The 23,484-nt window shown below is 62.8% G+C and carries 20 protein-coding genes; 14 read left to right on the forward strand and 6 right to left on the reverse strand.

Annotated elements, in window-relative coordinates:
• Positions 1–17: 17 nt before the first annotated feature.
• The 10 genes from ACFFUC_RS14275 (at position 18) to ACFFUC_RS14320 (ending at position 11,103) form a co-directional block, all read left to right on the forward strand.
• On the forward strand, positions 18–848 hold the full coding sequence (locus ACFFUC_RS14275) for a polysaccharide deacetylase family protein (RefSeq protein ID WP_377687345.1): 831 nt from the start codon (positions 18–20) through the stop codon (positions 846–848).
• The gene (locus tag ACFFUC_RS14280; protein WP_377687347.1) at positions 845–1,600 is read left to right on the forward strand and encodes an SDR family NAD(P)-dependent oxidoreductase; all 756 of its coding nucleotides are present in this window, start codon (positions 845–847) and stop codon (positions 1,598–1,600) included. Before ACFFUC_RS14275 ends, ACFFUC_RS14280 begins: the two co-directional genes overlap by 4 nt.
• Before the next feature lie 21 nt (positions 1,601–1,621).
• Complete coding sequence (locus ACFFUC_RS14285) at positions 1,622–2,359, forward strand: SDR family NAD(P)-dependent oxidoreductase (RefSeq protein ID WP_377687349.1); 738 nt, start codon at positions 1,622–1,624, stop codon at positions 2,357–2,359.
• A gap of 13 nt (positions 2,360–2,372) precedes the next feature.
• Positions 2,373–3,749, forward strand: a complete 1,377-nt coding sequence (locus tag ACFFUC_RS14290; protein ID WP_377687351.1) for an amidase — start codon at positions 2,373–2,375, stop codon at positions 3,747–3,749.
• Between the two features lie 286 nt (positions 3,750–4,035).
• Entirely contained in the window at positions 4,036–5,220 is a 1,185-nt protein-coding gene (gene repA / locus ACFFUC_RS14295) for a plasmid partitioning protein RepA (RefSeq protein ID WP_377687353.1), read from the forward strand.
• On the forward strand, positions 5,220–6,191 hold the full coding sequence (repB, locus tag ACFFUC_RS14300) for a plasmid partitioning protein RepB (protein WP_377687356.1): 972 nt from the start codon (positions 5,220–5,222) through the stop codon (positions 6,189–6,191). The genes repA and repB overlap by 1 nt, the downstream gene beginning before the upstream one ends.
• A 180-nt stretch (positions 6,192–6,371) precedes the next feature.
• Positions 6,372–7,520 (forward strand): plasmid replication protein RepC, encoded by a 1,149-nt coding sequence (gene repC, locus ACFFUC_RS14305; RefSeq protein WP_377687358.1) that lies wholly within the window; start codon positions 6,372–6,374, stop codon positions 7,518–7,520.
• 1,016 nt (positions 7,521–8,536) lie between these two features.
• Entirely contained in the window at positions 8,537–10,123 is a 1,587-nt protein-coding gene (locus tag ACFFUC_RS14310) for a flavin monoamine oxidase family protein (protein WP_377687360.1), read from the forward strand.
• 24 nt (positions 10,124–10,147) lie between these two features.
• Positions 10,148–10,540: a c-type cytochrome gene (locus ACFFUC_RS14315; RefSeq protein WP_377687362.1), complete on the forward strand. Its 393-nt coding sequence runs from the start codon at positions 10,148–10,150 to the stop codon at positions 10,538–10,540.
• Between the two features lie 77 nt (positions 10,541–10,617).
• A complete protein-coding gene (locus ACFFUC_RS14320) occupies positions 10,618–11,103 on the forward strand; it encodes a RidA family protein (RefSeq protein ID WP_377687364.1) in 486 nt (161 codons plus the stop codon).
• A 124-nt stretch (positions 11,104–11,227) separates the two neighbouring features.
• Here ACFFUC_RS14320 and ACFFUC_RS14325 read toward each other — a convergent pair whose 3' ends face one another.
• The 3 genes from ACFFUC_RS14325 to ACFFUC_RS14335 all read right to left on the reverse strand — a co-directional run bounded on the left by ACFFUC_RS14325 (position 11,228) and on the right by ACFFUC_RS14335 (position 15,004).
• On the reverse strand, positions 11,228–11,827 hold the full coding sequence (locus ACFFUC_RS14325; RefSeq protein WP_377687366.1) for a hypothetical protein: 600 nt from the start codon (positions 11,825–11,827) through the stop codon (positions 11,228–11,230).
• Positions 11,828–12,019: 192 nt separating this feature from the next.
• On the reverse strand, positions 12,020–13,486 hold the full coding sequence (locus ACFFUC_RS14330; protein WP_377687368.1) for an amidase: 1,467 nt from the start codon (positions 13,484–13,486) through the stop codon (positions 12,020–12,022).
• Positions 13,487–13,489: 3 nt separating this feature from the next.
• Positions 13,490–15,004: a malonate--CoA ligase gene (locus ACFFUC_RS14335; RefSeq protein ID WP_377687371.1), complete on the reverse strand. Its 1,515-nt coding sequence runs from the start codon at positions 15,002–15,004 to the stop codon at positions 13,490–13,492.
• Between the two features lie 337 nt (positions 15,005–15,341).
• Here ACFFUC_RS14335 and ACFFUC_RS14340 point away from each other — a divergent pair, with 337 nt between their 5' ends.
• Entirely contained in the window at positions 15,342–15,584 is a 243-nt protein-coding gene (locus ACFFUC_RS14340) for a hypothetical protein (protein ID WP_377687373.1), read from the forward strand.
• A gap of 112 nt (positions 15,585–15,696) precedes the next feature.
• Here the strand turns inward: ACFFUC_RS14340 and ACFFUC_RS14345 are convergent, their stop codons facing one another.
• The gene (locus ACFFUC_RS14345; RefSeq protein WP_377687374.1) at positions 15,697–16,062 is read right to left on the reverse strand and encodes a hypothetical protein; all 366 of its coding nucleotides are present in this window, start codon (positions 16,060–16,062) and stop codon (positions 15,697–15,699) included.
• A 445-nt stretch (positions 16,063–16,507) separates the two neighbouring features.
• Between ACFFUC_RS14345 and pip the strand changes: the two genes are divergently transcribed.
• The 3 genes from pip to ACFFUC_RS14360 all read left to right on the forward strand — a co-directional run bounded on the left by pip (position 16,508) and on the right by ACFFUC_RS14360 (position 20,432).
• A complete protein-coding gene (gene pip / locus ACFFUC_RS14350) occupies positions 16,508–17,488 on the forward strand; it encodes a prolyl aminopeptidase (protein ID WP_377687376.1) in 981 nt (326 codons plus the stop codon).
• Positions 17,489–17,575: 87 nt separating this feature from the next.
• Positions 17,576–19,933, forward strand: coding sequence for a Tex family protein (locus ACFFUC_RS14355; RefSeq protein ID WP_377687378.1), 2,358 nt, complete (start codon positions 17,576–17,578; stop codon positions 19,931–19,933).
• A gap of 178 nt (positions 19,934–20,111) precedes the next feature.
• Positions 20,112–20,432, forward strand: a complete 321-nt coding sequence (locus ACFFUC_RS14360) for a DMT family transporter (RefSeq protein ID WP_377687380.1) — start codon at positions 20,112–20,114, stop codon at positions 20,430–20,432.
• Between the two features lie 98 nt (positions 20,433–20,530).
• On the opposite strand, the gene cysN is transcribed toward ACFFUC_RS14360, so the two are convergent.
• Together cysN and cysD are read right to left on the reverse strand one after the other, a co-directional pair.
• A complete protein-coding gene (gene cysN, locus ACFFUC_RS14365) occupies positions 20,531–22,468 on the reverse strand; it encodes a sulfate adenylyltransferase subunit CysN (RefSeq protein ID WP_377687383.1) in 1,938 nt (645 codons plus the stop codon).
• A complete protein-coding gene (gene cysD / locus ACFFUC_RS14370) occupies positions 22,468–23,403 on the reverse strand; it encodes a sulfate adenylyltransferase subunit CysD (protein ID WP_377687385.1) in 936 nt (311 codons plus the stop codon). The genes cysN and cysD overlap by 1 nt, the downstream gene beginning before the upstream one ends.
• Positions 23,404–23,484: the final 81 nt, after the last annotated feature.

Genomic DNA, 23,484 nt, shown 5'->3' on the forward strand with positions numbered 1-23,484 from the left:
CTACGCGGAGCATCCCGATGAGCCTCACCCCGCACGGCTTTCCCCTTCTGCTGACCTTCGATCTCGATTGCGAAACCATGTGGACCGCCCGCGACCCCGAGGCGCACAAGCGCCCGATCCTGATGTCGCAAGGCGCTTACGGCTGGAAGGTCGGGGTCTGGCGCGTGATGGATGTGTTGCGCCGCTACGGGCTGCGCTCGACCTTCTTCGTGCCGGGTCAGGTCGTCGAGGCCCATCCCGAAGTCATCGAGGCCCTGCTGAAGGACGGCCACGAGATCGCCCACCACAGCCATACCCACCGCTGGATCGTGACCCTCACCCCCGAGGAAGAACTGGAGGAGATGGAAAAGGCGCAGGCCGCGATCATCAAGGCCACCGGCGAGGCCCCGCGCGGCTGGCGCAGCCCCGCGGCAGAGGTCACGCCCTATACGATGGATCTGATCAAACAGTTCGGCTTCGGCTATTCCTCGAATTTCTTCGACGACGACAGCCCCTATCTGCTCAGGATCCGCGACGAGGTGAGCGATGTGGTCGAGCTGCCCTTCCGCTACATCAACACCGACAGCCCCTATTTCCAATTCTCGAAAATCCTGCCCGGCCGCACCATCACCTCGCCGCCGCAGGTGCTTGATACCTGGAGCTGGGAGCTCGACACCCTTCACGCCGAGGACCGTCTGATGGTTCTGGCCTGCCATCCCGAATTCATCGGCCAGCCCTCGGGCGCGATCCTGCTCGACCGCTTCATCCAGCATGCGCTGACCAAACCGAGGATCTGGATCGATCGCTGCGACCGCGTGGCCGAGGCGCTGCGCCCCGCGCTTCAGGCCAAGCTGGGCGCCGCGGCATGAGCGAGGGGCTACACGGCAAGCGCGCGCTGGTGACGGGCGGTGCGGCGGGGATCGGGCTTGCGGCGGCGCGGATGCTGGCCGCGCGCGGGGCCCAAGTCGCGATCATCGACCGCGACCAAAGCGCGCTTGATGCCGCCGACGGATTTGCCGCCAGCGCCTGCGCCGATGTGCGCGATACGCTTGCGATCCGTGCGGCCATCGGCGGCGTGATCGGGCGGCTTGGCGGGCTGGATATTCTGGTCAATTGCGCGGGCGTCGATCTGGAAGCGCCGACCGCCGACATGTCGGACGAGGCATGGGAGCGCGTGCTCGACATCAACCTGACCGGCACGATGCGCATCTGCCGCGCGGCCTATCCGGCGCTTGCGGCATCGGGAGGCGCAGGGGGCGCGGCGATCGTGAACCTGTCCTCGGGTGCGGGCCTGTCGCCCTTGCCCGAGCGCGCGGCCTATTGCTCGGCCAAGGCGGGGCTGGTGATGTTCTCGAAATCGCTGGCGATGGAATGGGCCAAGGACGGGATCCGCGTCAATGCGATCTGCCCCGGCGCGGTCGATACCGCGCTTTTCCGCACGAGCTACGAAAGCCACCCCGATCCCGATGCACGGCTCGAACAGATCCGCGCGCGCTATGCGCTCGGCCGCATCGCGGGCCCCGACGAGCTGGCCGAGGCGATCGTCTGGCTTGCCTCGCCCGCCGCATCCTATGTCACCGGCATTGCCCTTGCGGTCGATGGCGGGCGGACCTTCCACTAAAGCGCAGCAAACGAGGTTGCCATGAACAGACTGGACGGCGCGACCGCCATCGTCACCGGCGGCGCGGGCGGGATCGGCCTTGCCGCCGCGCACAGGCTTTGGGCCGAGGGCGCGAATGTCGTCGCCGTCGATCTGCGCGCAGCCCCCGCCCCTGCCGAAGACGAGGGCCGCTGGCTTTCGATCGCGCTGGACGGGACCGACCCCGATGCACCGGCCGAAGTGCTGGCGGAAACCGAGGCGACTTTCGGGCCCGCCGATATCCTGTTCAACAATCTCGGCCAAAGCGGGCGCGAACGCGCGGGGCTGTTTTGCGACTCGGACGAGGATGTCTGGCGCTTCGTCACCGAAATCAACCTGATGACGACCATGCGTTTCTGCCGTGCCTTCGCACCCGGAATGCGGGACCGCGGCGCGGGACGCATCATCAATATGGCCAGCGACGCGGCGCTTTCGGGCGATCTGCGGCTGGCCGATTACGCCGCCGCGAAAATGGGGATCATCGGCTTTACCCGCGCGCTCTCGCGCGAGCTGGCCCCTGCCCGCGTCACCGTCAATGTGGTCTGCCCCGGCGCGATCCGAACCGAGGCCCATGCCCGCATCCCGCAGGAAACGCTGGCGGCTCTGGTCGCGGCGACGCCCCTCGGCTTCATCGCCGAACCCGAAGAGGTCGCGGGCCTTGTCGCCTATCTCGCCAGCCCCGAGGCCCGTTTCATCACCGGCCAGACGATCGCCATCAACGGCGGCCGCAACATGATCTGAAGGAGGGCCGCGCATGGCCGCAATCATCGACATGACCGCCCGCGAGATGGCCCGCGCCTTTCGCGACCGCAGCCTCTCGCCCGTCGAGGCAACTCAGGCCGCGCTTGACCGGATCGCGGCCCGTGCCGATCTGAACGCTTTCGTGACCGTGGTGCCGGAACTGGCGCTTGAGGCCGCCCGCGACGCCGACGCACGCGCCCGCGTCGGCGCGCTGCGCGGCCCGCTCGACGGGATTCCCTATTCCGCGAAGGATCTGATCGACACGGCGGGCGTGCGCACGACCCACGGCTCCAAGGTCTTTGCCGACAATATCCCCGCGCAGGATGCGGTCTCGGTGGCGCGACTGCGCGCAAGCGGCGCGGTTTTGCTGGGCAAGACCACGACGCCCGAATTCGGGCACAAGCCCGAGCCGGTCTCGCCGGTCTCGGGGCGGACCTATCACCCGACCCATCCCGACCGCACGCCGGGTTTTTCCAGTTCGGGCGCGGGCGTCGCGGTTGCCGCGAAAATGGGGCCGATCGCGCTTGGCAGCGACGGCGGCGGCTCGATCCGGATTCCGGCGGCCTGTTGCGGCGTGGTCGGCATGAAGCCCACGCTCGGCATGGTGCCCCATCTGCAATTGCCCGATCTCTTCGGCGCGAACTCCTATATCGGCCCGATGGCGCGCGGTATCGCCGATACCGCCCTGATGTTCGAGGCAATCGCCGGTTTCGACAGCCGCGACCCCTATGGTCAGGCCAGCCTGCCGCCCGAACAGGAGCTTGACGGGCTCAAAGGTCTGCGCATCGGCTGGCTGCCGGTTGCGGGTACCCCCATCGAGGCCGAGACCCTCGCCGTCACCTCTGCCGCCGTCGGGCGCCTTGCGCGCGAGGGCGCCGAGGTCGAAGAGATCGCGATGGATTTCCACGCGCTCGAGCCGGTGTTTCTGACGGTTCTGCGCGCGGGTCTTGCCGCGCGTTCGGGGCCGCATATGGACCGCCACGGCGATCTTTTGGACGAGACCCTACGCCAGCGCATCACCGAAGGGCGCGCGCTTTCCGCGATCGACCTGTCCGAGGCGGCCTTTGCCCGCACCCGCTGCTTCCGCGAGATCCAGGACCAGCTTGCGCGCTTCGACGTGATTATGTCGCCGGTGCTGACCGCGCCGCCGCTGCGGATCGACCGAGACCCGAACGGCATCGTCGAGATCGCGGGCAAGCCTGCCGGAACCATTCGCGGAGCATGGTACCCCTATACCTATCCGATGAACCTGACCGGCCACCCCGCCCTGTCGATGCCCTGCGGCAAAACCCGCGACGGACTACCCGTCGGCCTCCAGCTTGTGACGGGCTGGTATCAGGACCGCTACCTTCTCAAGATCGGCGCGCTGGTCGAGACCGCGCTGGCCTGAGCCCCCTGCCCTCCCCTACGAGAACCCCGCGCCCGAATCGTCGCATTCCGGCGCGGGACGGGGTAGTTTTCCCGCAGGGCGCCGCACCGCGATTCTGCACCCTCAAGATGCGGACCTGTCGCCTCCTTGTCGCCAAAATGGTCCAATTCACGCCAATTGGCCGCTTTCCTCGAGACAAGGCGGCTAAAGTGGTGAAAACACTTGCAAGAAATGGGCGGCTGATTGATAGTCACGAAAAATGGCGCTCAAACGACAAAAAACGTGAACACGCCTTGGGCAGGATAATATGAGCAGAGACGACGCGAACGGTGATCTTAATACAGTCATCCGGGAACATTCGGAATGGCTTGCCAACCAGCTGCATGCGCAGCGCGCAAGCCTGTTTCCGCCCGATGCCGCCAAAACCATGCGCAGGTTCACCTCCGGCGAGGCGGCGACGCTTCTCGATGTGAACGACAGTTACCTGCGCAAACTGCATCTCGACGGCAAGGGCCCCTCGCCCGAAATGTCCAGCGGCAACCGGCGTCTCTATTCGGCGCAAGATCTGCAGGATTTGCGCGAACTCCTTGAAAAGACTGCACGAAAGCCCGGCGACTACCTGCCCGGACGCCGCGAGGGCGACCATCTCCAGATCATCGGCGTGATGAATTTCAAGGGCGGCTCCGGCAAGACCACGACCTCGGCACATCTGGCGCAGCGCCTCGCCCTCAAGGGGTACCGCGTTCTGGCGATCGACCTTGACCCGCAGGCCTCGATGACGGCTTTGCACGGGGTCCAGCCCGAATACGACCTGCAAGACGGCGGCACGCTTTACGACGCGATCCGCTACGAGGACCCCGCCCCGATCCGCGAGGTCATCCGCAAGACCTATATCCCGAATCTCGACCTGATTCCGGGCAACCTCGAGCTGATGGAATTCGAGCACGAGACCCCCCGCGCCCTTGCTTTGGGCAAAGCGGGGCTGTTTTTCTTCCGCGTGCGCGATGCTTTGGCGCAGGTCGATGCCGATTACGACGTGGTGGTGATCGACTGCCCGCCGCAGCTGGGTTTCCTGACGATGTCGGCGCTTTCGGCCGCGACCGGCGTGCTGGTCACGATCCACCCCGAGATGCTCGACGTCATGTCGATGAGCCAGTTCCTGCGCATGACCGCCGATTTGATGGATGTCATCGCCGAAAGCGGTGCCGATATGTCGCATGACTGGATGCGCTATCTGCTGACGCGCTACGAACCGACGGATGCGCCGCAAAACCGCATCGTGGCCTTCCTGCGCACGATGTATGGCGACAAGGTTCTCAATGCGCCGATGCTGAAATCCACCGCGATTTCCGACGCCGGCCTGACCAAACAGACGCTTTACGAGGTCGAACGCTCGGCGTTCACGCGCTCGACCTACGACCGCGCGATCGAAAGCGTGAATGCGGTCAATGACGAGATCTCCGACCTCATCCAGAAGACATGGGGTCGATGATGACGGATAGCAAAAAACGCCGCATGTCGATGCTCGATACCCTAGCGAATGCGGGGACGCCGGCCGCGACGCCGTCGATGATGATGACGAACCGGGCCCTGCGCTCGGCGCGTGACGCCGTCGACAGCCACCGCATCTGGGAGCTCGACCCCGAGCAGATCGCCGACGACCGCAAGGCCGACCGCCTCGATCTGACCGATATCGCGGATCTGCGCGCCTCGATCGAATCGGTCGGGCAAACCGTGCCGATTCTGGTCAGGCGCGACCCGCAGGACCCCGAACGCTACCTGCTGGTCTACGGGCGGCGCAGGCTCGAGGCGGTGCGCTCTTCCGAGCGTGTCGCCAAGGTCCGCGCCATGATCGCGGCGATGGATGATGCCGATGCAATCAAGGCGCAAGCCTCTGAAAACACTGCAAGACGTGACCTGAGCTTCATCGAGCGCGCCCTGTTCGCTCATGAGCTTCTGGAAAGCGGTTTCGGCACCCAATCCGAGGTGGCCGAGGTGCTGAACGTCTCGAAATCGGCGATCTCGATGGCGCTTTCGGTGGCCCGTTCGGTCGGCCGTGACCTCGCCTATGCGATCGGTCCGGCCCACGGGATCGGACGGCCGCGGTGGGAGGCTCTGGTGGCCGAACTGGCGGCTTCGGACGCCCTGCCCGAGGATCAGATCGACATCGCCCTCGAGGCACGCCGCAGCGCCGATCCCGAAGCAACGGACCCCTCTGTTGCAGCGTTCGATGCGGTAAGCAAAGCTTTACGCAAAGCGGCGACAGTGCCGAGCGCACGGGTGAAAGCGGTCAAGCTCGGGGTTCTGACGCTTGGCGGCAAGCCCGCCGGGAAGATCAAGCGCACCAAGGACGGTCTGCGGCTCGATCTGACCATCGAGAACGAGGAATTCGCACGTTGGCTCGAAAAAGAGGCCGCCGATGCGATCGAAGACCTTCACAACCGCTGGCAACAACGCGGGTGAAGTTTGAGGCAGTTTAGAAACAGGTAAGGAGGCACGAACAAGTCAAAGAAAAAGGTCCCGCAAAGCATTCACCTCACGAGACCCCTTCGATTGTAGCAAGTCCAAGGTAATCGTAACCGGCTGAAACTGCAAGTCCTTGTGATTCTGCAGACGGGATATCTTTGTCTTCGTGATATTTGAATGGGTTACACCCCTGTAACGCCGTTTCGGCGGATGATTGATGCTGCGCAATTGCAACATCAGGCGATGGCGGCTGCGCCGCTTCCGGCACAAGCCATCGCGAAATGGGACGTATTGCGCGAACTCTCGGTCGCGCGCGCCGATTTCAACCTCACCGACCGCGATTTGGCGGTTCTTCAGGTTCTGTTGAGCTACTATCCGGCCGTGACGCTGGACCAGCCGCAGAAAATGGTTGTCTTTCCCTCGAACCAGTCGATCTGCGAGCGTCTGAACGGCATGCCCTGTTCGACCATGCGGCGGCATCTCGGCAATCTGGTTGAGGCCGGCGTCATTCTGCGGCGCGACAGCCCGAACGGCAAACGCTACCAGCGCAAGTTTGGCGGCGTGGCCCAGGCCTTCGGTTTCGACCTCTCCCCCCTGCCCCACCTGTTCCCGCGCATTCTCGCCGCTGCTGATCGCATTCGTGCCGAAGCCGCAGAGATCGCCTCCTTGCGGCTGACCATCAGCCTGATGCGGCGGGATCTGCGCGGGCTGGTCGAGCTGATGCAGATGGATGGACAGGACGCGCTTCAGGGACTGCTGGAGGACGATCTGGAGCTCACCAAGATCTTGCGCCGCAAGCTTGACCTCTCTGCCCTGCAAAGGATCGCCGCCCGCCTCGAAGAAGTTCTGTCGCGTCTTCGCGGCACCCTTGTGGAAGCCGTTCGAACCCCTGCCGAAACGGTTGAAACGAGCACCACTGACGTCGAAAACGAGCAGCACTATCAGAGTCAAAAAAAAGAAATTAATGAATCTGAATCTTGCATAGAAAACCGGGATACGGAACGGTTGGAGCCTCAGGCGGTCCCCTTGTCGATGGTGATAGGTGCTTGCCCAGAGATTTTGAACTATGCGCTTGATCCGGTCAGGAATTGGACCGACTTCATGCGGCTTGCCGAGCAAGTGCGGCCGATGTTGGGGATTTGCAGCTCTGCTTGGGAACATGCCAAGAGTGCAATGGGTGCGCAGAATGCCGCGACGACTTTGGCGGCGATCCTGCAACGACTGAACGATATCCGCTCGCCGGGCAGTTATTTGCGCAGTCTGGCCAAAAAAGCGGTTGCTGGTGAGTTCTCGACCATGCCGATGATCCGAGCGCTGGCCAATTGACCGACGGGGCGTGTTCACAGCTGTGAACTTTTCCCGAAGCCGCCTGGATTGATTGGCGATCTTTGTGACCTCTATTCGAGCTTTTCGGGATAGCCTGTGATCTGGCGAAATCGTGGCTGGTCGATCTACGATCCAAAGCCGGATCAGCGCAATCAGGATTTGCGTTCGTTTTGACGCGTCGAGACAAAGATGGAAGCCGCTGCGACAGAAGTCTCTGTTGAGTGGACGCGGCAAGGGTTGATGTTGCGGATAATCCTTCGCATCAATCCCTCCTTCATATATTTCAGTGGCACATGCCCAGGCTGCCAAAGACAATCGATCAGAAGCCCGAAGGGCAACATCCTTCCCGCGCCACGACGAGGCATTGGTCAATCCTCATGCGGGAGCCAACAGCCGCCAAGGGATCTCCGATCAAAACTTTCTCGCATTCCTGATCCGGCCACGGCCACGGAACCAAGCTGAACGGTCAACCCGATTGCCGGATCGCGCTAAGGCAATAAGAATAGATGCTAGGGCAGGGCGGTTCTGTTGACGATCCGTGATCAACTAAATCGAAACAGGCATTCCTTCTTTCGTTGCGGAATGCTATGATGATCGCAGTCCGCTGGTTTCTCCACCAAACGTCACGCGAATGCAGAATGCGCAAAGGACCCAAAAACCACATCGACCTTTTTTCATCCGCTCTGCGACAAGACCCGCAAAATATCACCAGACAGGCTCCTTGCGGTTTGGTTCACAGATGAAAATGAGGGAGCTTGCAAGCCATTGGAATCCTTGTGGGCATATGATACAAAAGTATGAGTATCGCGCCAAAGCACCTGTGCCGATTGATGTGGCTGTCACAAACCCGTGAGAGTCCGTGATAAGGCAGCAAAATTTACTTATTTCAATCTAACCAACTGAAATAGCACTGAAATCTTGTCAAATCGATATAGGATCTTGCTTTTCCTTGTCGATCGGAGCCAGAGATGCTGTGTCAAAAGGTCGCAAGACTTTTGGGTGAAGGAGAAAAAAGCGTGTCAGAGATTTCAAAAGGAATGTCGCGCCGGGACTTGCTGGCGATGGTCGGCTTTGCCGCCGGCGCTTCGGCAATGTATTCGGCGATGTCGGGCATGGGCTATGCGGCCCCCTCGACCTATACCGGCCCGATCAAGCTCGAAGGCGACCCCAAGGGCGCCTCGGTCCTGATCCTCGGTGCAGGCCTCGCAGGCATGACCGCAGCGCTCGAGCTGCGCAATGCCGGCTATAAAGTGCAGGTTCTGGAATATCGCGAAAAAGCGGGCGGCCGTTGCTGGACGCTGCGCGGCGGCGATGTCTACACCGAACTTGGCGGCTTCAAACAGGAAGTCAAATTCGCGGAAGGCAACTATCTGAACCCCGGCCCGTGGCGTATTCCGTCGGACCACTATGCGGTTCTCGATTACTGCAAACGTTTCGGCGTCAAGCTCGAGCCGTTCGTCCAGCAGAACTACAATGCCTATCTGCACAGCACCGAAGCCTTCGGCGGCAAGCCGCAGCGCTTCAAGGAAATCCAGTCGGATTACCGTGGCCAGATTGCAGAGCTGCTGGCGAAAGCCGTCAACCAGAGCAAGCTCGACGAGCTGGTGAACGACGAGGATGCCGAACTGCTGGTCGAGTCGCTCAAGCGCTACGGCGTTCTGAACGACGATCTCGCCTATGTGAAATCGGACGCCACCTCGACCTATCGCGGTTGGGAGAAGGATCCGGGCGGCGGGGTCGGCGCAGCGCCGGTCGCATCCGACATCATCTCGCTCAAGGATATCCTGCAGGGCCGTCTGTGGAACGATCTCATCACCGGTGAGTCGATCGACCACCAGGCTGCGATCTTCGAGCCGGTCGGCGGCATGGACATGATCGCCCAGGGCTTCGAAAAAGAAGTCAAGGATCTGATCACCTACAACGCCAAGGTCATCAAGATCGAAGGCGGCGACACCGGCGTGACCGCGACCTATGTCGATGCGAACGGCGGCACCGAAGAGAAAACCGTCAGCGCGGATTACTGCATCTGCACCATCCCGTTCTCGGTTCTGGGCCAGATCGACCACAACTTCGGTCCCGATATGACCGCAGCCATCGACGACGTTTCCTATGCGTCCTCGATCAAGGTCGGCCTCGAGTTCAAGCGCCGCTTCTGGGAGCAGGACGAGCATATCTACGGCGGTATCTCGTACACCAACACCCCGATCACGCTGATCTCCTATCCGTCGACGAACTTCTTCAGCGATGGCCCGGGCGTTCTGCTGGCGGCTTATTCCTGGGGTGCGGCCTCGTATCAGTTCAACGCCATTCCGGCGGAAGAGCGGATCGAGAAAGCGCTGGAATACGGTGCGCTCATCCACCCGCAGTACCGCGAGGAATATTCGAACGGCGTCGCCGTCGCATGGCACCGCGTGCCGTGGACGCTCGGCTGCTACGGCGAATGGCGCGATATGGCGGCGCATTACGACAATGCCTGCAAGATGGACCAGCGCACGCTGATGGCCGGCGAGCACATCTCCTATCTGCCGGCATGGCAGGAAGGCGCGATCCTCTCGGCGCTCAATGCGATCGAGCGTCTCCACCAGCATGTCATCGGCGCGTAAGCGGTAGAGAAGGGAAATATTGTCATGAAACGTCAAATCTCTTTGGCCGTTTTCGCTGCTGCAATGGCGGTCTCGGGCGCAGCTTTCGCACAGGATTTCGTGCAGAGCGGTGCGGCCGACCACCTGCCGCAGAAAGAAGGCAAAGACATCTACAACGCCATCTGCTCGGCATGCCACATGCCGGAAGGGCAGGGCGCGGTTGGTGCGGGCCACTATCCGGCGCTGGCCAACAGCGACTTCGTGGAATCGCCCGATGCGGTGATGGCATGGGTCGTGAACGGCTATAAAGGCATGCCGCCGCTCGGCGGGGTGCTTGATGATGCGCAGGTTGCCGCGGTTGTGAATTACGTTCGCCACAATCTTGGTAATAATTACGAAGGCGAAACGACGGCCGAAGAGGTCGCCGCAATTCGCTAACGTCTTGAAAGGGCCCTCTGCGGGCCCTTTCTTCTACCTACGCGACCCAATCTCGCGACCAAAAAGGAAAAGTGACTATGAAAAAGACTTTTGCTCTTGCAGCAGCTCTGTGTGCGGCGCCGCTTCTGGCCAATGCCCAGGACATCATCCGCCACAAGACGCCCGGCTCGGATTTCCCGATTGCCCGCGCGGTCGAGATCCCCGCAGGCAAGACGACGGTTTATGTCAGCGGCATGGTTCCTTCGGTTGCCGATGAAAGCGCGGATCCCAAAACCGCAGCGGCTTGGGGCGACACCAAGACCCAGACCGTCAGCGTCCTGAACTCGATCGAGGCGACGCTGAAGGATCTCGACCTGACCATGGGCGATGTCGTCAAGATGCAGGTCTTCCTCGTTGCTCCCGAGGGTCAGGCCGCCGATTTCGCGGGCTTCATGGAGGGCTATACCCAGTTCTTCGGCACCGAGGCACAGCCGAACCTGCCGTCGCGTTCGGCGATGATCGTCGACGCGCTGGTCAACCCGAACTGGCTGGTCGAAATCGAAGTGACCGCCGTTCGCCCCTAAGGGCTGCGCAATCATAAAGGTCCCCGCGCCGGAAGGTGCGGGACGGCCCGGGCGGGCAGGGGGAAACCTCTGCCCGTTGCCTTGTCGGGCTAGGGCTTGCCGCTGGTGCCGGAGGGGTTGGCGCTCAGGACTCCGGCCCGCTACAGGTCGCTTCCGCCACCACGGGATGGCGGCTAGAGAGGATCTCGACATGGCTGACGGCGGGCAGGGCGTAAAGCGCGTGTTCGATCGCCAGACGGTGCATGATCGTGATGGGCGCTTCGGTATTTTCGACCCGCATCACCACCCAGATGGAGCTGCCCTCGATCGCGACTTCCTCGATCATGGCGATCAGGCTTTCGCCGGTCGCGGGGTTGCGGGTCTTGCACAGGACCGAGCGGATCAAACCGGCGTTGAGCGGCGCAGCCTTGGCACCCTCGCCCTGCGTGATTGTTCCGGCCGCGCCTGTCGCTTCGCGCATCAGAACGGGCTTGCGGCGGTTGCGCAGCGCCCAAGGCAAGGGCGGCCAGCGGCGCCGTTTGGCGGGCGCGGCCGCGGGGGAGGCCGTTCCGGCCGAGGCGGCATCAGCGGCAACCGCCGTGGCGCAGCAGCAATCGCCGCCGCAATCGCCGGAAGCGCGCAATCCCGCCGCATGGGCATCGTTGTCACGGCTATCATCGGCGAAGGGCATGCCCGAGGCACGGGCCTCGTTTCTATTGGGCGGGAATTTCGGCCATTTGGGCATGGCTATCCTTTTGACGGTCAGGCGCGGGCGGCACCGGTCTTGGCGGGATTCGGTTTCTCTCTAATAAAAACCTAGCCGAAACTCCTTTCTCCCGACTTGCGCTGGATCAGTTTCGCGCAGGCCGTGGAAATTAATTTCCGGCGCGGAAACAGGTTCGGCGCCGGTCAAGGTTTTGTCAGCTCCGTCAGCCGGTTATCGGCCCTGCTCGGATCGGGCTTCGTCGGGATGACCACCCGCGGGAGCGATTACCGGCGGATGCTTCTGCGGCCAAAGCGTCGCGCGGTGATAGGTCTCGCCCATAGCCAGCACCGCCGCGTCCTGTCCATGCGCCCCGATGATCTGCATCCCCATCGGCAGGCCGCTTGCGCCAAAGCCCACAGGCACGTTCAGCGCCGGAAGCCCGATCAGCGAAACGGGGACGACCACCTCCATCCAGCGGTGATAGCTGTCCATCGCGCGCCCGTTGATCGCCTGCGGCCAGCGCTCCCCGACCGCAAAGGGCCAGACCTGCGCCGTGGGCATGACCCAGGCGTCATAGCCCTGAAACAGCCGATGCGCGCGGGCATACCATTTAGAACGGATGGTCGAGGCCTCGTAGACCGCCTCGGCCGAAAGGCTCGCGCCGGTCGAGATCTCCCATGCGCTTTCGGGTTTGAGCAGCGCGCGTTTCGCCGGATCATCCCAAAGCAACTTTTTCGCACCGTAGTTCAGCATGGCGCGCAGGGTGATCCATGTCTGCCAGAGCTTTTCGGCGGGGTAGGGGGCGGCAAGGGGCACGACCTCGGCCCCGAGGCCGCGCAGGACGTCGAGCCCGCCCGCACAGGCCTCCAGAATGCCCGGCTCGCAGGGATAGGCCCCGTCCCAATCGCCGAGCCAGGCGATGCGTTTGCCGCGCAGATCGGCGGGGGCGGCCTCCACCTCCGTCAGGAAATCGCGCGCGGGCAGGCCGAAGGGCATCTGCGGGTTCGGCCCCGAGATGACGCCAAGGAGCCGCGCGAGATCTTGGACGCTGCGCGCCATCGGGCCCTCGGTCGCCATGGTAGACAGAAAGCTCTCGCCGCCCGCATCGCCGGGCACGAGGCCCCAGCTCGGCCGGAAGCCGTAGACGTTACAAAAGGCCGCCGGATTGCGCAGACTGCCCATCATGTCCGAGCCGTCGGCCAGAGGCAGCATCCGCGCCGCCAGCGCCGCCGCCGCCCCGCCCGAGGATCCGCCGGGCGTACGGGCAAGGTCATAGGGGTTACGTGTCGCGCCGAAGACGGGGTTGAACGTGTGGCTGCCGTGGCCCCATTCGGGCGTATTGGTCTTGCCGATCACGATCGCGCCCGCCGCCTTGATGCGGGCCACCATCAGCGCATCGGCCGCAGGCACATGACCGGCATGGATCGGCGAGCCCCAGGTCGTGCGGATGCCTTTGGTGGGGGCGAGATCCTTGATCGCCACGGGCAGGCCGAACAAGGCGCCGTTCGGCGGGGCATCGTCCAGTGCCCGCGCCTCGGCCATCAGCGCATCGCGATCGCGCAGGCTGACCACGGCATTGATCGCGGGATTGACCGCGGCGATGCGGTCCAGACAGGCCGCCATCACCTCGGAAGGGCGCAGGTTGCGGCCGGCAATCGCGGTCGCGATCTCTTGCGCCGAAAGCTCGTTGATCTGCATGGCCTACCCTTCGAACCGGTCTTTTTGCGCATCGCGGAGAAGGTTCTTCTGGACCTTGCCCATCGTGTTGCGGGGCAGGCTCTCGGCGAAAACATAGGCCTTGGGCTGTTTGAACCGCGCGAGATGCCCGCTCAGCGCGGCCTCAAGCACGGCCGCATCCGGCGTGGCACCCTGCTTCGGCACGACGACGGCGACCACCGCCTCGCCGAAATCGGGATGGGGCACGCCGATCACCGCGCTTTCGAGCACGCCCGGCTGTTCGTCGAGGATCAGCTCGATCTCCTTGGGATAGATGTTGTAGCCGCCCGAGATGATCAGATCCTTTTGCCGCCCCACGATCGAGACATAGCCTTCCGCATCCACCACCCCGATATCGCCCGTGATGAAAAAGCCGTTTTCGCGCAGCTCTTCGCGGGTTTTTTCGGGCATCTGCCAATAGCCGCGAAAGACGTTGTGGCCGCGAACCTCGATCATGCCCGGGCTACCTTGCGGCAGTTCGGCGCCGGTTTCGGGATCGGTGATCTTCAGCTCGACGCCGGGCAGCGGAAAGCCGACGGTGCCCGCCCGCCGCTCGCCCTCATAGGGGTTCGAGGTCGACATATTGGTCTCGGTCATGCCGTAGCGTTCGAGGATGCGGTGGCCGGTGCGCTCCTGGAACTGGCGATGGGTCTCCGCCAGAAGCGGCGCCGATCCCGAGGTGAAAAGCCGCATGTGCCGCGTGGCCGCGCGGTCAAAGGCGGGCTCGGCAAGAAGGCGGGTGTAATAGGTCGGAACCCCCATCATCGTCGTGACCTTGGGCAGGTGTTTCAGTACGAGCTCGGGCTTGAACGCCGGCAGAAACACCATCGCGCCACCCGAAAGCAGCACGACATTCGAGGCAACGAAAAGCCCGTGGGTGTGAAAGATCGGCAGCATGTGGAGCAGCGTGTCATCCGCAGTGAACCGCCATTCGCGCGCCAGAACCTCGGCATTCTCAAGCAGGTTGGCATGGCTCAGCATCGCGCCTTTCGAGCGCCCTGTCGTGCCCGAGGTGTAAAGGATTGCCGCGAGATCGTCGCGGGTGCGCGCGACGGGGAAATAGCTCTCGCTCTGCGTCGCCGCGCCCGCGGCAAGACTGCCGCCGCCCGCACCGTCCAGCGTCTCGAACCCAGCGCCGAAGCGGGCCGCAACCGCGGCAAGGCTGTTGGCCTTGGCCGGATCCCCGACCAGCAGCGCCGCGCCGGAATTTTCGACGAAATAGGCCACTTCCTCGGCGGTATAGGCGGTGTTGAGGGGCAAAAACACAACGCCCGAGGCAAGGGCGGCACCGTAAAGCGCCAAAGCGGCGGACGATTTCTCGATCTGGACCGCCAGCCTGTCTCCCGCCTTGAGCCCCAGCGCGCCAAGCGCATGGGCGAAGCGGTGGGTCTGGGCCACGAAATCGGGCCCCGAGACCGTGCTGTCGTCCCCCAGATAAAGCAACGGCGTCGCACGTCCTGCCTGCGGCGCGATCAGCGCGTCGTAAAGCGGATTGGTCATCTTTCTCCTCCCTCGAATTCCGGTCCGGCTTTTATGACGCCAAGGTCACGTCTCGCGCGCCAACAGTCCAGAGCGCGCGCGGGTGATTCGGTATGGATCGGGTCGAAAAAGGGAACTGAACGAAATTGTTTAACGTAGCGTCGACTTGCGGTTGAAGCAGGGGGAGGCTCGGGCTATGAGAAAGCGAATCCTTGTGATTTGTTTATGAAAAATAAACCCTTAAGAACTATTTGTTCTCCGGTTCTCGTGTAGTCTGTCCCGATCGAGATCTTCCGTTGAACGCTTCCGCCACCGTTGCCGCAAGGCTCTTGTCATCCCTTTTGCAAAGTTCAGAGACATGAAAAAAATTGCCCTCATCGCCCCGATCGCAGTCGTTCTCGGCCTCTCGGCCTGCGCGACGCCGGAAAATTACGAAACCACGCCGGTCGTGGTGCAATCCGCACAAGGTCCGGTGACCTGCCAGCTTTACACCAAGAGCCTCACCACCTGGGACCGCTCGATCGACCGTCCGGCCGCAATGTCGGTCAAAGCGGCTGATGCCGCCTGTCAGGCCGAAGGCCAGCGCCAGAAAAACGGCTGATCCGCCAAAGAAAAGCCCCGCCCCGACAGCTGTTCAGGGCAGGGGCCGACATCCCGCCGTTTCGTGGCCGCGTCATGCGGCTGCGTCCGGCGGGAGTGCTAGCTGTTCGTGATCAAAGCGTGCCCGCCGCGTGGAAGGCGTCCCGCAGCATCACATATTGGATGACGGCCAGCGCCATCATCACGCCAAAGACGACATACCACAGCATGTGGCGCTGACGCGGACGGCGCGGCAGCCAGACGGTCGAGCTGCGGGCCAAAAGTCCGATTGCGACCAGCGCGGCGGGGGCGACGAAAAGCCCCCAGACCCCGACGGGTTCGGATTGGATGTTGAAGGCTTGCGTCCATTCCAGCGGAATGCGCGTTTCGAACGGAATGCGGTTGACGGCGAAAGTGGCGGCTGCGGCCAGAAATGCGGCCCAGAGTGCCAGCATCGCGCTGGTCCAGTTTCGCGCCTCGAGTTTGCCTTTATTGGTCATTGCCCTACTCCCTGAATACCATTGATCGGAGCTACTGGTTAAAATCGGGCGAGCTGTCGGCAACGGCGCAGCTTTCTGATGATCCCCGCATGGTTGAATATGTCGGCAATCGGCCGAGCTGCCAAGACAAAAGCGGTTTTCCGCCGATCGTGGTTAACGTCGTGACGGCGCCCGCAGGGCTTGTGTCACCGCATTGCCGAACCCCAATAAAATGCGGTTTTATTAGCTGGCCGGCACAAAATTCTCGGCGGATTTTTGCCGTTAACAAATTCCTAATATGTTCATCTGATGCGGAATTTCCGTGCTTCGGCTCATGGAAAGGTTTCAGACTTCGGGCGATATTTCTTCTTAAAGTTGCAGTCATTCTCTGCGCATCCTGCGCTCCCGCGGGCCTTGCCGGCAGGCGTGGAGCAGGGCTAAACATATCCCAAAAGACAGGCCGACCATGAACGATCTCCGCGCGCTTTATCCCGAAATCACCCCCTACGAGACCGGCATGGTCGAAGTCGGCGGCGGCCATAGCCTCGCTTACGAGCGCGTCGGCACCAAAGGTGCCACGCCCGCGGTCTTTCTGCATGGCGGGCCGGGGGGCGGCATTTCATCCGGCGCACGGCGTTTCTTCGACCCCGCCCGCTATGACGTCCTGCTGTTCGACCAGCGCGGTTGCGGCGGCTCGACGCCCCATGCCTCGCTCGAGAACAACACGACCTGGGATCTCGTGGCCGATATCGAACTGTTGCGCCGCAAGGTCGGTGTTGAAAACTGGCTCGTTTTCGGGGGCTCCTGGGGCTCGACCCTGGCGCTGACCTATGCCCAAACCCACCCCGAGCGCGTCTCGGCTCTGATCCTGCGCGGCATCTATACCGTCACCAAGGCCGAGATCGACTGGTATTATCAATTCGGCGTCTCGGAAATGTTCCCCGACAAATGGGAGAAGTTTCAGGCCCCGATCCCCGAGGACGAGCGTCACGATATGGTCGCGGCCTACCGCAAGCGCCTGACCGGCGCGGATCCCGTGGCGCAGCTTGAAGCCGCCAAAGCATGGACGATCTGGGAGGGCGAGACGATCACCCTTCTGCCCGATCCCGAGCTGGTCGCGGATTTCAGCGACGGCCATTACGCCTTGGCCTTCGCGCGGTTGGAGAACCACTATTTCACTCACGGATGCTGGCTCGAAGAGGGCCAGCTTCTGCGCGATGCCCATCGTCTGGCGGGCATTCCGGGCGCAATCATTCACGGCCGCTACGACATGCCTTGCCCGATGGCGACGGCGTGGAAACTGGCGAAAGCCTGGCCCGATGCCGCCTTCCACCTGATCGAGGGCGCGGGCCATTCCTCGGGCGAGGCGGGGATCCGAGACGCCCTCATCCGCGCGACGGACCGTTTCGCGGATGGCCCGCCCGCCCGCGCCGGTTTGGCGAAATAGCGCCGGTCGCAGGCGGGGCCGCCTCTGGATCGGAGGGGGCCGAACCGCTATGACGGTCGGACCAGACAGGCCCCGAAAGGAAGTGACATGGACGTAGCCGACCGCATTGCCCGCGTAATCGCATCAGAGATCGGGGCGGGGGCCGCGCAGGTCACGGCGGCCGTGGGGCTGCTCGACGGCGGCGCGACGGTCCCCTTCGTCGCACGCTACCGCAAAGAGGTGACGGGCGGGCTGGACGATACCCAGCTGCGCAACCTTGCCGAGCGTCTGGTCTATTTGCGCGAACTCGAGGCGCGGCGGGCCTCGATCCTCGGTTCGATCAAGGATCAGGGCAAGCTGACGGACGATCTCGCGCGCGCGATTGCCGTGGCCGAAACCAAGGCCACGCTTGAAGATATTTACCTGCCCTACAAGCCCAAGCGCCGCACCAAAGCGATGATCGCGCGCGAAAACGGGCTGGAGCCGCTGTTGCGTCGCATCGTCTCGGATCGCGGCGTCGATCCGAAAGTGCTGGCCGAGGGCTATGTCTCCGAGGCCGTTGCCGATGTCAAAGCCGCGCTTGACGGCGCGCGCGACATCCTGACCGAAGAACTGTCCGAGAACGCCCCGCTTCTGGGCCGTCTGCGCGAATTCATGCGCAACGAGGCCGTGGTCGGCGTCAAAGTCGTCGCCGGAAAAGAAGAGGCGGGCGCGAAATTCTCGGATTACTTCGACCACCGCGAGAAATGGGCCGATATGCCCTCGCATCGCGCGCTTGCGGTGATGCGCGCGGCCAAGGAAGATATCGTCACCATCGAAATCGCCCCCGATCCGGAAACCGGCGCGCCGCGCGCCGAGCGTATGGTCGCGGCGGCAATCGGCGATCTGGGCTCGCGTCCGGGCGATGACTGGCTGCGCGGGGTTGCGGGTTGGGCTTGGCGGGTGAAGCTGACGAATACGATGTATATCGACCTGCTGACCGATCTGCGCAAACGCGCCCATGATGATGCCATCAAGGTTTTCGGGCGCAATCTCAAGGACTTGCTGTTCTCGGCTCCGGCGGGCGCGCGCCCGACCATCGGGCTTGATCCCGGTATCCGCACCGGCGTCAAGGTTGCCGTGGTCGATGCCACCGGCAAGCTGGTCGAGACGACGACGGTCTATCCGTTCCAGCCGCGCATGGATGTGCAGGGCGCGCAGGCCGCGATTGCGGCAATGATTGCGCGCCACAAGATCGAGCTGATCGCCATCGGCAACGGCACCGGCTCTCGCGAGACCGAACGGCTGGTCGGCGATCTGCTCAAGCAATTGCCGAAAACCGTGAAGGCGCCGACCAAGGTCATCGTGTCCGAGGCCGGCGCTTCGGTCTATTCGGCCTCGGAACTGGCGGCCAAGGAGTTTCCCGATCTCGACGTGTCGCTGCGCGGTGCGGCCTCGATCGCGCGGCGTCTGCAGGATCCTTTGGCCGAGCTGGTCAAGATCCCGCCGGAATCCATCGGCGTCGGGCAGTACCAGCACGACGTCGACCAGCGCCAATTGACCCGCGCGCTTGAAGCCGTGGTCGAGGATGCGGTGAACGCGGTGGGCGTCGATCTCAATATGGCTTCGGCCTCGCTTTTGTCGCATGTCGTGGGGCTGGGGCCTTCGCTCGCGCAGGCGATCGTCACCCATCGCGAGGCGAATGGCGCGTTCAAGTCGCGGAAATCATTGCTGAAAGTCACCGGCCTCGGGCCGCGCGCTTTTGAACAGGCCGCGGGTTTCCTGCGCATCCGTGACGGAGAGGAACCGCTTGACGCCTCGGCCGTGCACCCAGAAGCTTACGGCGTCGCGCGGAAAATCGTTCAGGCCTGCGGCCGCGACATCCGCCAGATCATGGGCCATCCCGAGGCTTTGCGCGGCGCGCGCGCCGAGGATTTCGTCGACGGCAGCTTCGGCCTTCCGACCGTGCGCGACATTCTGGCCGAGCTGGAAAAGCCCGGCCGCGACCCGCGCCCCGATTTCGTCACCGCAAGTTTTGCCGACGGGATCGAGGATATCAAAGACCTCCGCCCCGGCATGTTGCTGGAGGGGACCGTCACCAATGTCGCCGCTTTCGGGGCCTTCGTCGATATCGGTGTCCATCAGGACGGGTTGGTCCATATCAGCCAGATCGCCGACCGTTTCGTGAAAGATGCCCATGAAGTCGTGAAAGCAGGCGATGTCGTCAAGGTTCGCGTGACCGAGGTCGATGTCGCGCGCAAACGCATCGGGTTGTCGATGCGCAAAGACGGCGGCGGCTCGGACGAACGCGGCAATGCGGGCGGGGCCGCGCGCGGTGGCCAGAAGCCCGCGCCGCAGGGGCGAGGGGGGGCGCAAGGCAAGCCCGCAGCCGGAAAATCCGGCGGCAATTTCCAGAGCGCGCCCAAATCTTCGGACCAGACCGGCGCTTTGGGTGCGGCATTGCTGAACGCCTTGCGCAAAAGCTGAGACATCGGGGGGTGGTTGCTTGCGGGCAACCACTTCCGCCAAATCGCGGTTTCGCCGCTTTTGCCGTCTTGCCGCAGAAAAGCGGCGGCACTAGATCTTGCCTCGAACGGGGACGACCCCGCCTGATTTCAGGTCATATCCGCGCGGGACGACCCGGCATTCTTCAAGGGGAAAGCCGATGGCTTGGATTTATCTTACTTTCGCGGGTCTGCTGGAAATCGTCTGGGCGGTTGCGATGAAACAATCGCAGGGTTTCACGCGGTTGACCCCGACCCTCGTCATGATCGTGACCATGATCGGCAGCTTCGGCCTGCTCGCGCTCGCGATGCGCTCGCTGCCGCTTGGTACCGCCTATACGATCTGGACCGGTATCGGCGCGGTCGGCGCTTTCGTCGTGGGGATCATGTTTTTCAACGAGCTGGTCTCGCCCATGCGGATCCTCGCGGCGGTGCTGATCGTGAGCGGCCTTGTCTTGATGAAGATGTCGTCCTCTTCGTAAGGGCGACAGACTGCGAAAGACAAACAGCCCCGCAATCGCGGGGCTGTTTGCATTCGGGCGCAAAGCGTTTCGGGCGGAAGGCCGCCCGAAAGCTTTTCTTAACCGATTGCCGCGAGAATACGCTCGATCACGCGATCGGCGGCTTCTTCGGCGGAAAGCTCGACCGTATTGACGACGATTTCGGCATCCTCGGGGGCTTCATAGGGGCTGTCGATACCGGTGAAGTTCTTCAACTGGCCGGCACGGGCCTTTTTATAAAGACCTTTGACATCGCGCTCTTCGGCAACCGCCAGCGGCGTGTCGACATAGACTTCGATGAATTCGCCGGCGGCCATCAGGTCGCGGACCATCTGGCGCTCCGAGCGGAAGGGCGAGATGAAGGCGGTCAGCACGATCAGACCGGCATCGGTCATCAGTTTCGCGACCTCGCCGACGCGGCGGACGTTCTCGACGCGGTCGGCATCGGTAAAGCCGAGATCGCGGTTGAGACCGTGACGCACGTTGTCGCCGTCAAGCAGGAACGTGTGCTTGCCCATCGCATGAAGCTTGCGCTCGACGATATTGGCGATGGTCGATTTGCCCGAGCCCGAGAGGCCGGTGAACCAGACGGCTTTTGCCTGCTGGTTCTTTTGCGCGGCATGGGCGTCGCGGTCGACATCGGTGGTCTGCCAATGGATGTTCTGCGAGCGGCGCAGCGCAAAATGCAGCATGCCGGCGGCAATCGTCGCATTGGTCATGCGGTCGACAAGGATGAAACCGCCGAGATCGGGGTTCTCGGCATAGGCCTCGAAGGGGATCGGACGGTCGGTCGAGATATTGACGACGCCGATCGCATTCAGCGCCAGCGTTTTGGCGGCCGTATGTTCCAGCGTGTTGACGTTGACCTCGTATTTCGGCTGATTGACGGTCGCGGTGACGGTCTGGGTGCCGATTTTCAGAAGATAGGGGCGGCCCGGGAGCATCGCCTCTTCGGCCATCCAGACGACGGTCGCCTCGAACTGGTCGGCCACTTCGCAAGGATTGTCCGACTGCACGATGACATCGCCGCGCGAGCAGTCGATCTCGTCGTTGAAGGTCAGGGTGACCGACTGGCCGGCAACCGCCTTGTCGAGGTCGCCGTCGAAGGTCGTGATGGTTTTCACGGTCGTGGTCTTGCCCGAGGGCAGCACGCGGATCGCATCGCCCGGACGCACCGTGCCCGCGCTGATCATGCCGGTGAAACCGCGGAAATCGAGGTTCGGCCGGTTGACCCATTGCACCGCCATGCGGAAGGGATGTTCCTGCATTTCGGTGTCGTTGATCGGTGCGACCTCGAGATGGTTGATCAGGGTCGGGCCCTGATACCACGGCATCGCGGTGCTCGGCGTGACGATATTGTCGCCCTTGAGGCCCGAAATCGGGATCGGCAGGAAGCTTTCCATGCCGATGCCTTTGGCGAAATTCGAATATTCCGAGACGATTTCATAGAAACGCTCGGCCGAATAATCGACCAGATCCATCTTGTTGATGGCCAGCACCACGTTGCGGATGCCCAGCAGCTTGACCAGATAGGAGTGGCGGCGGGTCTGGGTCAGAACGCCCTGACGCGCATCGATCAGGATGACGGCAAGGTCGGCGGTCGAGGCGCCGGTGACCATATTGCGGGTATATTGCTCGTGGCCGGGGGTGTCGGCCACGATGAATTTGCGCTTGTCGGTCGCAAAGAAGCGGTAGGCCACATCGATGGTGATGCCCTGTTCGCGCTCTGCGGCGAGGCCGTCGACCAGCAGGGCGAAGTCGATGTCGCCGGCCTGGGTGCCGACGGTTTTGGAATCATGCTCGAGGCTCGCAAGCTGGTCCTCGAAGATCATCTTGCTGTCGTAGAGCAGGCGGCCGATCAGCGTCGATTTGCCGTCGTCGACCGAGCCGCAGGTGATGAAACGCAGCATGGTCTTGTGCTGGTGCTTAACCAGATAGGCATCGATGTCTTCGGCGATCAGCGCTTCGGTGACGTAAACCGGCTCGTCGGTCTTGGTATCTTGGATATCGGCGCTCATCAGAAGTAGCCTTCCTGTTTCTTCTTCTCCATCGAGGCGGCCTGATCCTTGTCGATGGCCCGGCCCTGACGCTCGGATGTGGTGGTCAGGAGCATTTCCTGAATGATCTCGGGCAGTGTGCGCGCCTCGGATTCGACGGCGCCGGTCAGCGGGTAGCAGCCCAGAGTGCGGAAACGGACCGAGCGCATCTCGGGCGTTTCGCCTTCCCTGAGCGGGAAGCGGTCGTCATCGACCATGATCAGCAGGCCGTCGCGTTCGACCACCGGACGCTTCTCCGAGAAATAGAGCGGCACGATGTCGATGTTTTCGAGGTGGATGTACTGCCAGATGTCGAGCTCGGTCCAGTTCGACAGCGGGAAGACGCGGATCGATTCACCCTTGGCTTTGCGGGTGTTGTAGAGCTTCCACAGCTCGGGGCGCTGGTTTTTCGGGTCCCAGCGGTGGTTGGCCGAGCGGAACGAGAAGATGCGCTCTTTGGCGCGCGATTTTTCCTCGTCGCGGCGTGCGCCGCCGAAGGCCACGTCGAAATTGTATTTCGTCAGCGCCTGTTTCAGACCCTCGGTCTTCCACATGTCGGTATGCAGGCTGCCGTGATCGAAAGGGTTGATGCCCTTTTCCAGGGCCTCGGGGTTCTGATAGACCAGCAGCTCCATTCCGGCGGCTTTCGCGGCGCGGTCGCGCAGCTCGTACATGGCCTTGAATTTCCAGGTCGTATCGACATGGAGAAGCGGGAAGGGCGGCGGCGCGGGATAAAAGGCCTTGCGCGCCAGATGCAGCATGCAGGCCGAATCCTTGCCCACCGAGTAAAGCATCACGGGGTTTTCGGCATTGGCCACAACCTCGCGCATGATGTGGATGCTTTCCGCCTCGAGACGCTGGAGATGGGTGAGCGAGGTCGGGCTCGGTCGGCTGTCGGTGGCTGGTTTGCTCGTCATTAGCATAAACTCTCTTGGCGAAAGGCGCGCGGGATGAGTTCGCACGTCGGCGGTCGTTGGAGCCGCTATCCCTCTTTAGAG

The organism is Paracoccus cavernae (genome assembly GCF_042430175.1).
GTDB lineage: Bacteria > Pseudomonadota > Alphaproteobacteria > Rhodobacterales > Rhodobacteraceae > Paracoccus > Paracoccus cavernae.

Coding starts and splice junctions, on each gene's coding strand:
- ACFFUC_RS14275 (WP_377687345.1), top strand. CDS start 18: ATGAGCCTCACCCCGCACGGCTTTCCCCTTCTGCTGACCTTCGATCTC.
- ACFFUC_RS14280 (WP_377687347.1), top strand. CDS start 845: ATGAGCGAGGGGCTACACGGCAAGCGCGCGCTGGTGACGGGCGGTGCG.
- ACFFUC_RS14285 (WP_377687349.1), top strand. CDS start 1,622: ATGAACAGACTGGACGGCGCGACCGCCATCGTCACCGGCGGCGCGGGC.
- ACFFUC_RS14290 (WP_377687351.1), top strand. CDS start 2,373: ATGGCCGCAATCATCGACATGACCGCCCGCGAGATGGCCCGCGCCTTT.
- repA (WP_377687353.1), top strand. CDS start 4,036: ATGAGCAGAGACGACGCGAACGGTGATCTTAATACAGTCATCCGGGAA.
- repB (WP_377687356.1), top strand. CDS start 5,220: ATGACGGATAGCAAAAAACGCCGCATGTCGATGCTCGATACCCTAGCG.
- repC (WP_377687358.1), top strand. CDS start 6,372: ATGGGTTACACCCCTGTAACGCCGTTTCGGCGGATGATTGATGCTGCG.
- ACFFUC_RS14315 (WP_377687362.1), top strand. CDS start 10,148: ATGAAACGTCAAATCTCTTTGGCCGTTTTCGCTGCTGCAATGGCGGTC.
- ACFFUC_RS14320 (WP_377687364.1), top strand. CDS start 10,618: ATGAAAAAGACTTTTGCTCTTGCAGCAGCTCTGTGTGCGGCGCCGCTT.
- ACFFUC_RS14325 (WP_377687366.1), bottom strand. CDS start 11,827: ATGCCCAAATGGCCGAAATTCCCGCCCAATAGAAACGAGGCCCGTGCC.
- ACFFUC_RS14330 (WP_377687368.1), bottom strand. CDS start 13,486: ATGCAGATCAACGAGCTTTCGGCGCAAGAGATCGCGACCGCGATTGCC.
- ACFFUC_RS14335 (WP_377687371.1), bottom strand. CDS start 15,004: ATGACCAATCCGCTTTACGACGCGCTGATCGCGCCGCAGGCAGGACGT.
- ACFFUC_RS14340 (WP_377687373.1), top strand. CDS start 15,342: ATGAAAAAAATTGCCCTCATCGCCCCGATCGCAGTCGTTCTCGGCCTC.
- ACFFUC_RS14345 (WP_377687374.1), bottom strand. CDS start 16,062: ATGACCAATAAAGGCAAACTCGAGGCGCGAAACTGGACCAGCGCGATG.
- pip (WP_377687376.1), top strand. CDS start 16,508: ATGAACGATCTCCGCGCGCTTTATCCCGAAATCACCCCCTACGAGACC.
- ACFFUC_RS14355 (WP_377687378.1), top strand. CDS start 17,576: ATGGACGTAGCCGACCGCATTGCCCGCGTAATCGCATCAGAGATCGGG.
- ACFFUC_RS14360 (WP_377687380.1), top strand. CDS start 20,112: ATGGCTTGGATTTATCTTACTTTCGCGGGTCTGCTGGAAATCGTCTGG.
- cysN (WP_377687383.1), bottom strand. CDS start 22,468: ATGAGCGCCGATATCCAAGATACCAAGACCGACGAGCCGGTTTACGTC.
- cysD (WP_377687385.1), bottom strand. CDS start 23,403: ATGACGAGCAAACCAGCCACCGACAGCCGACCGAGCCCGACCTCGCTC.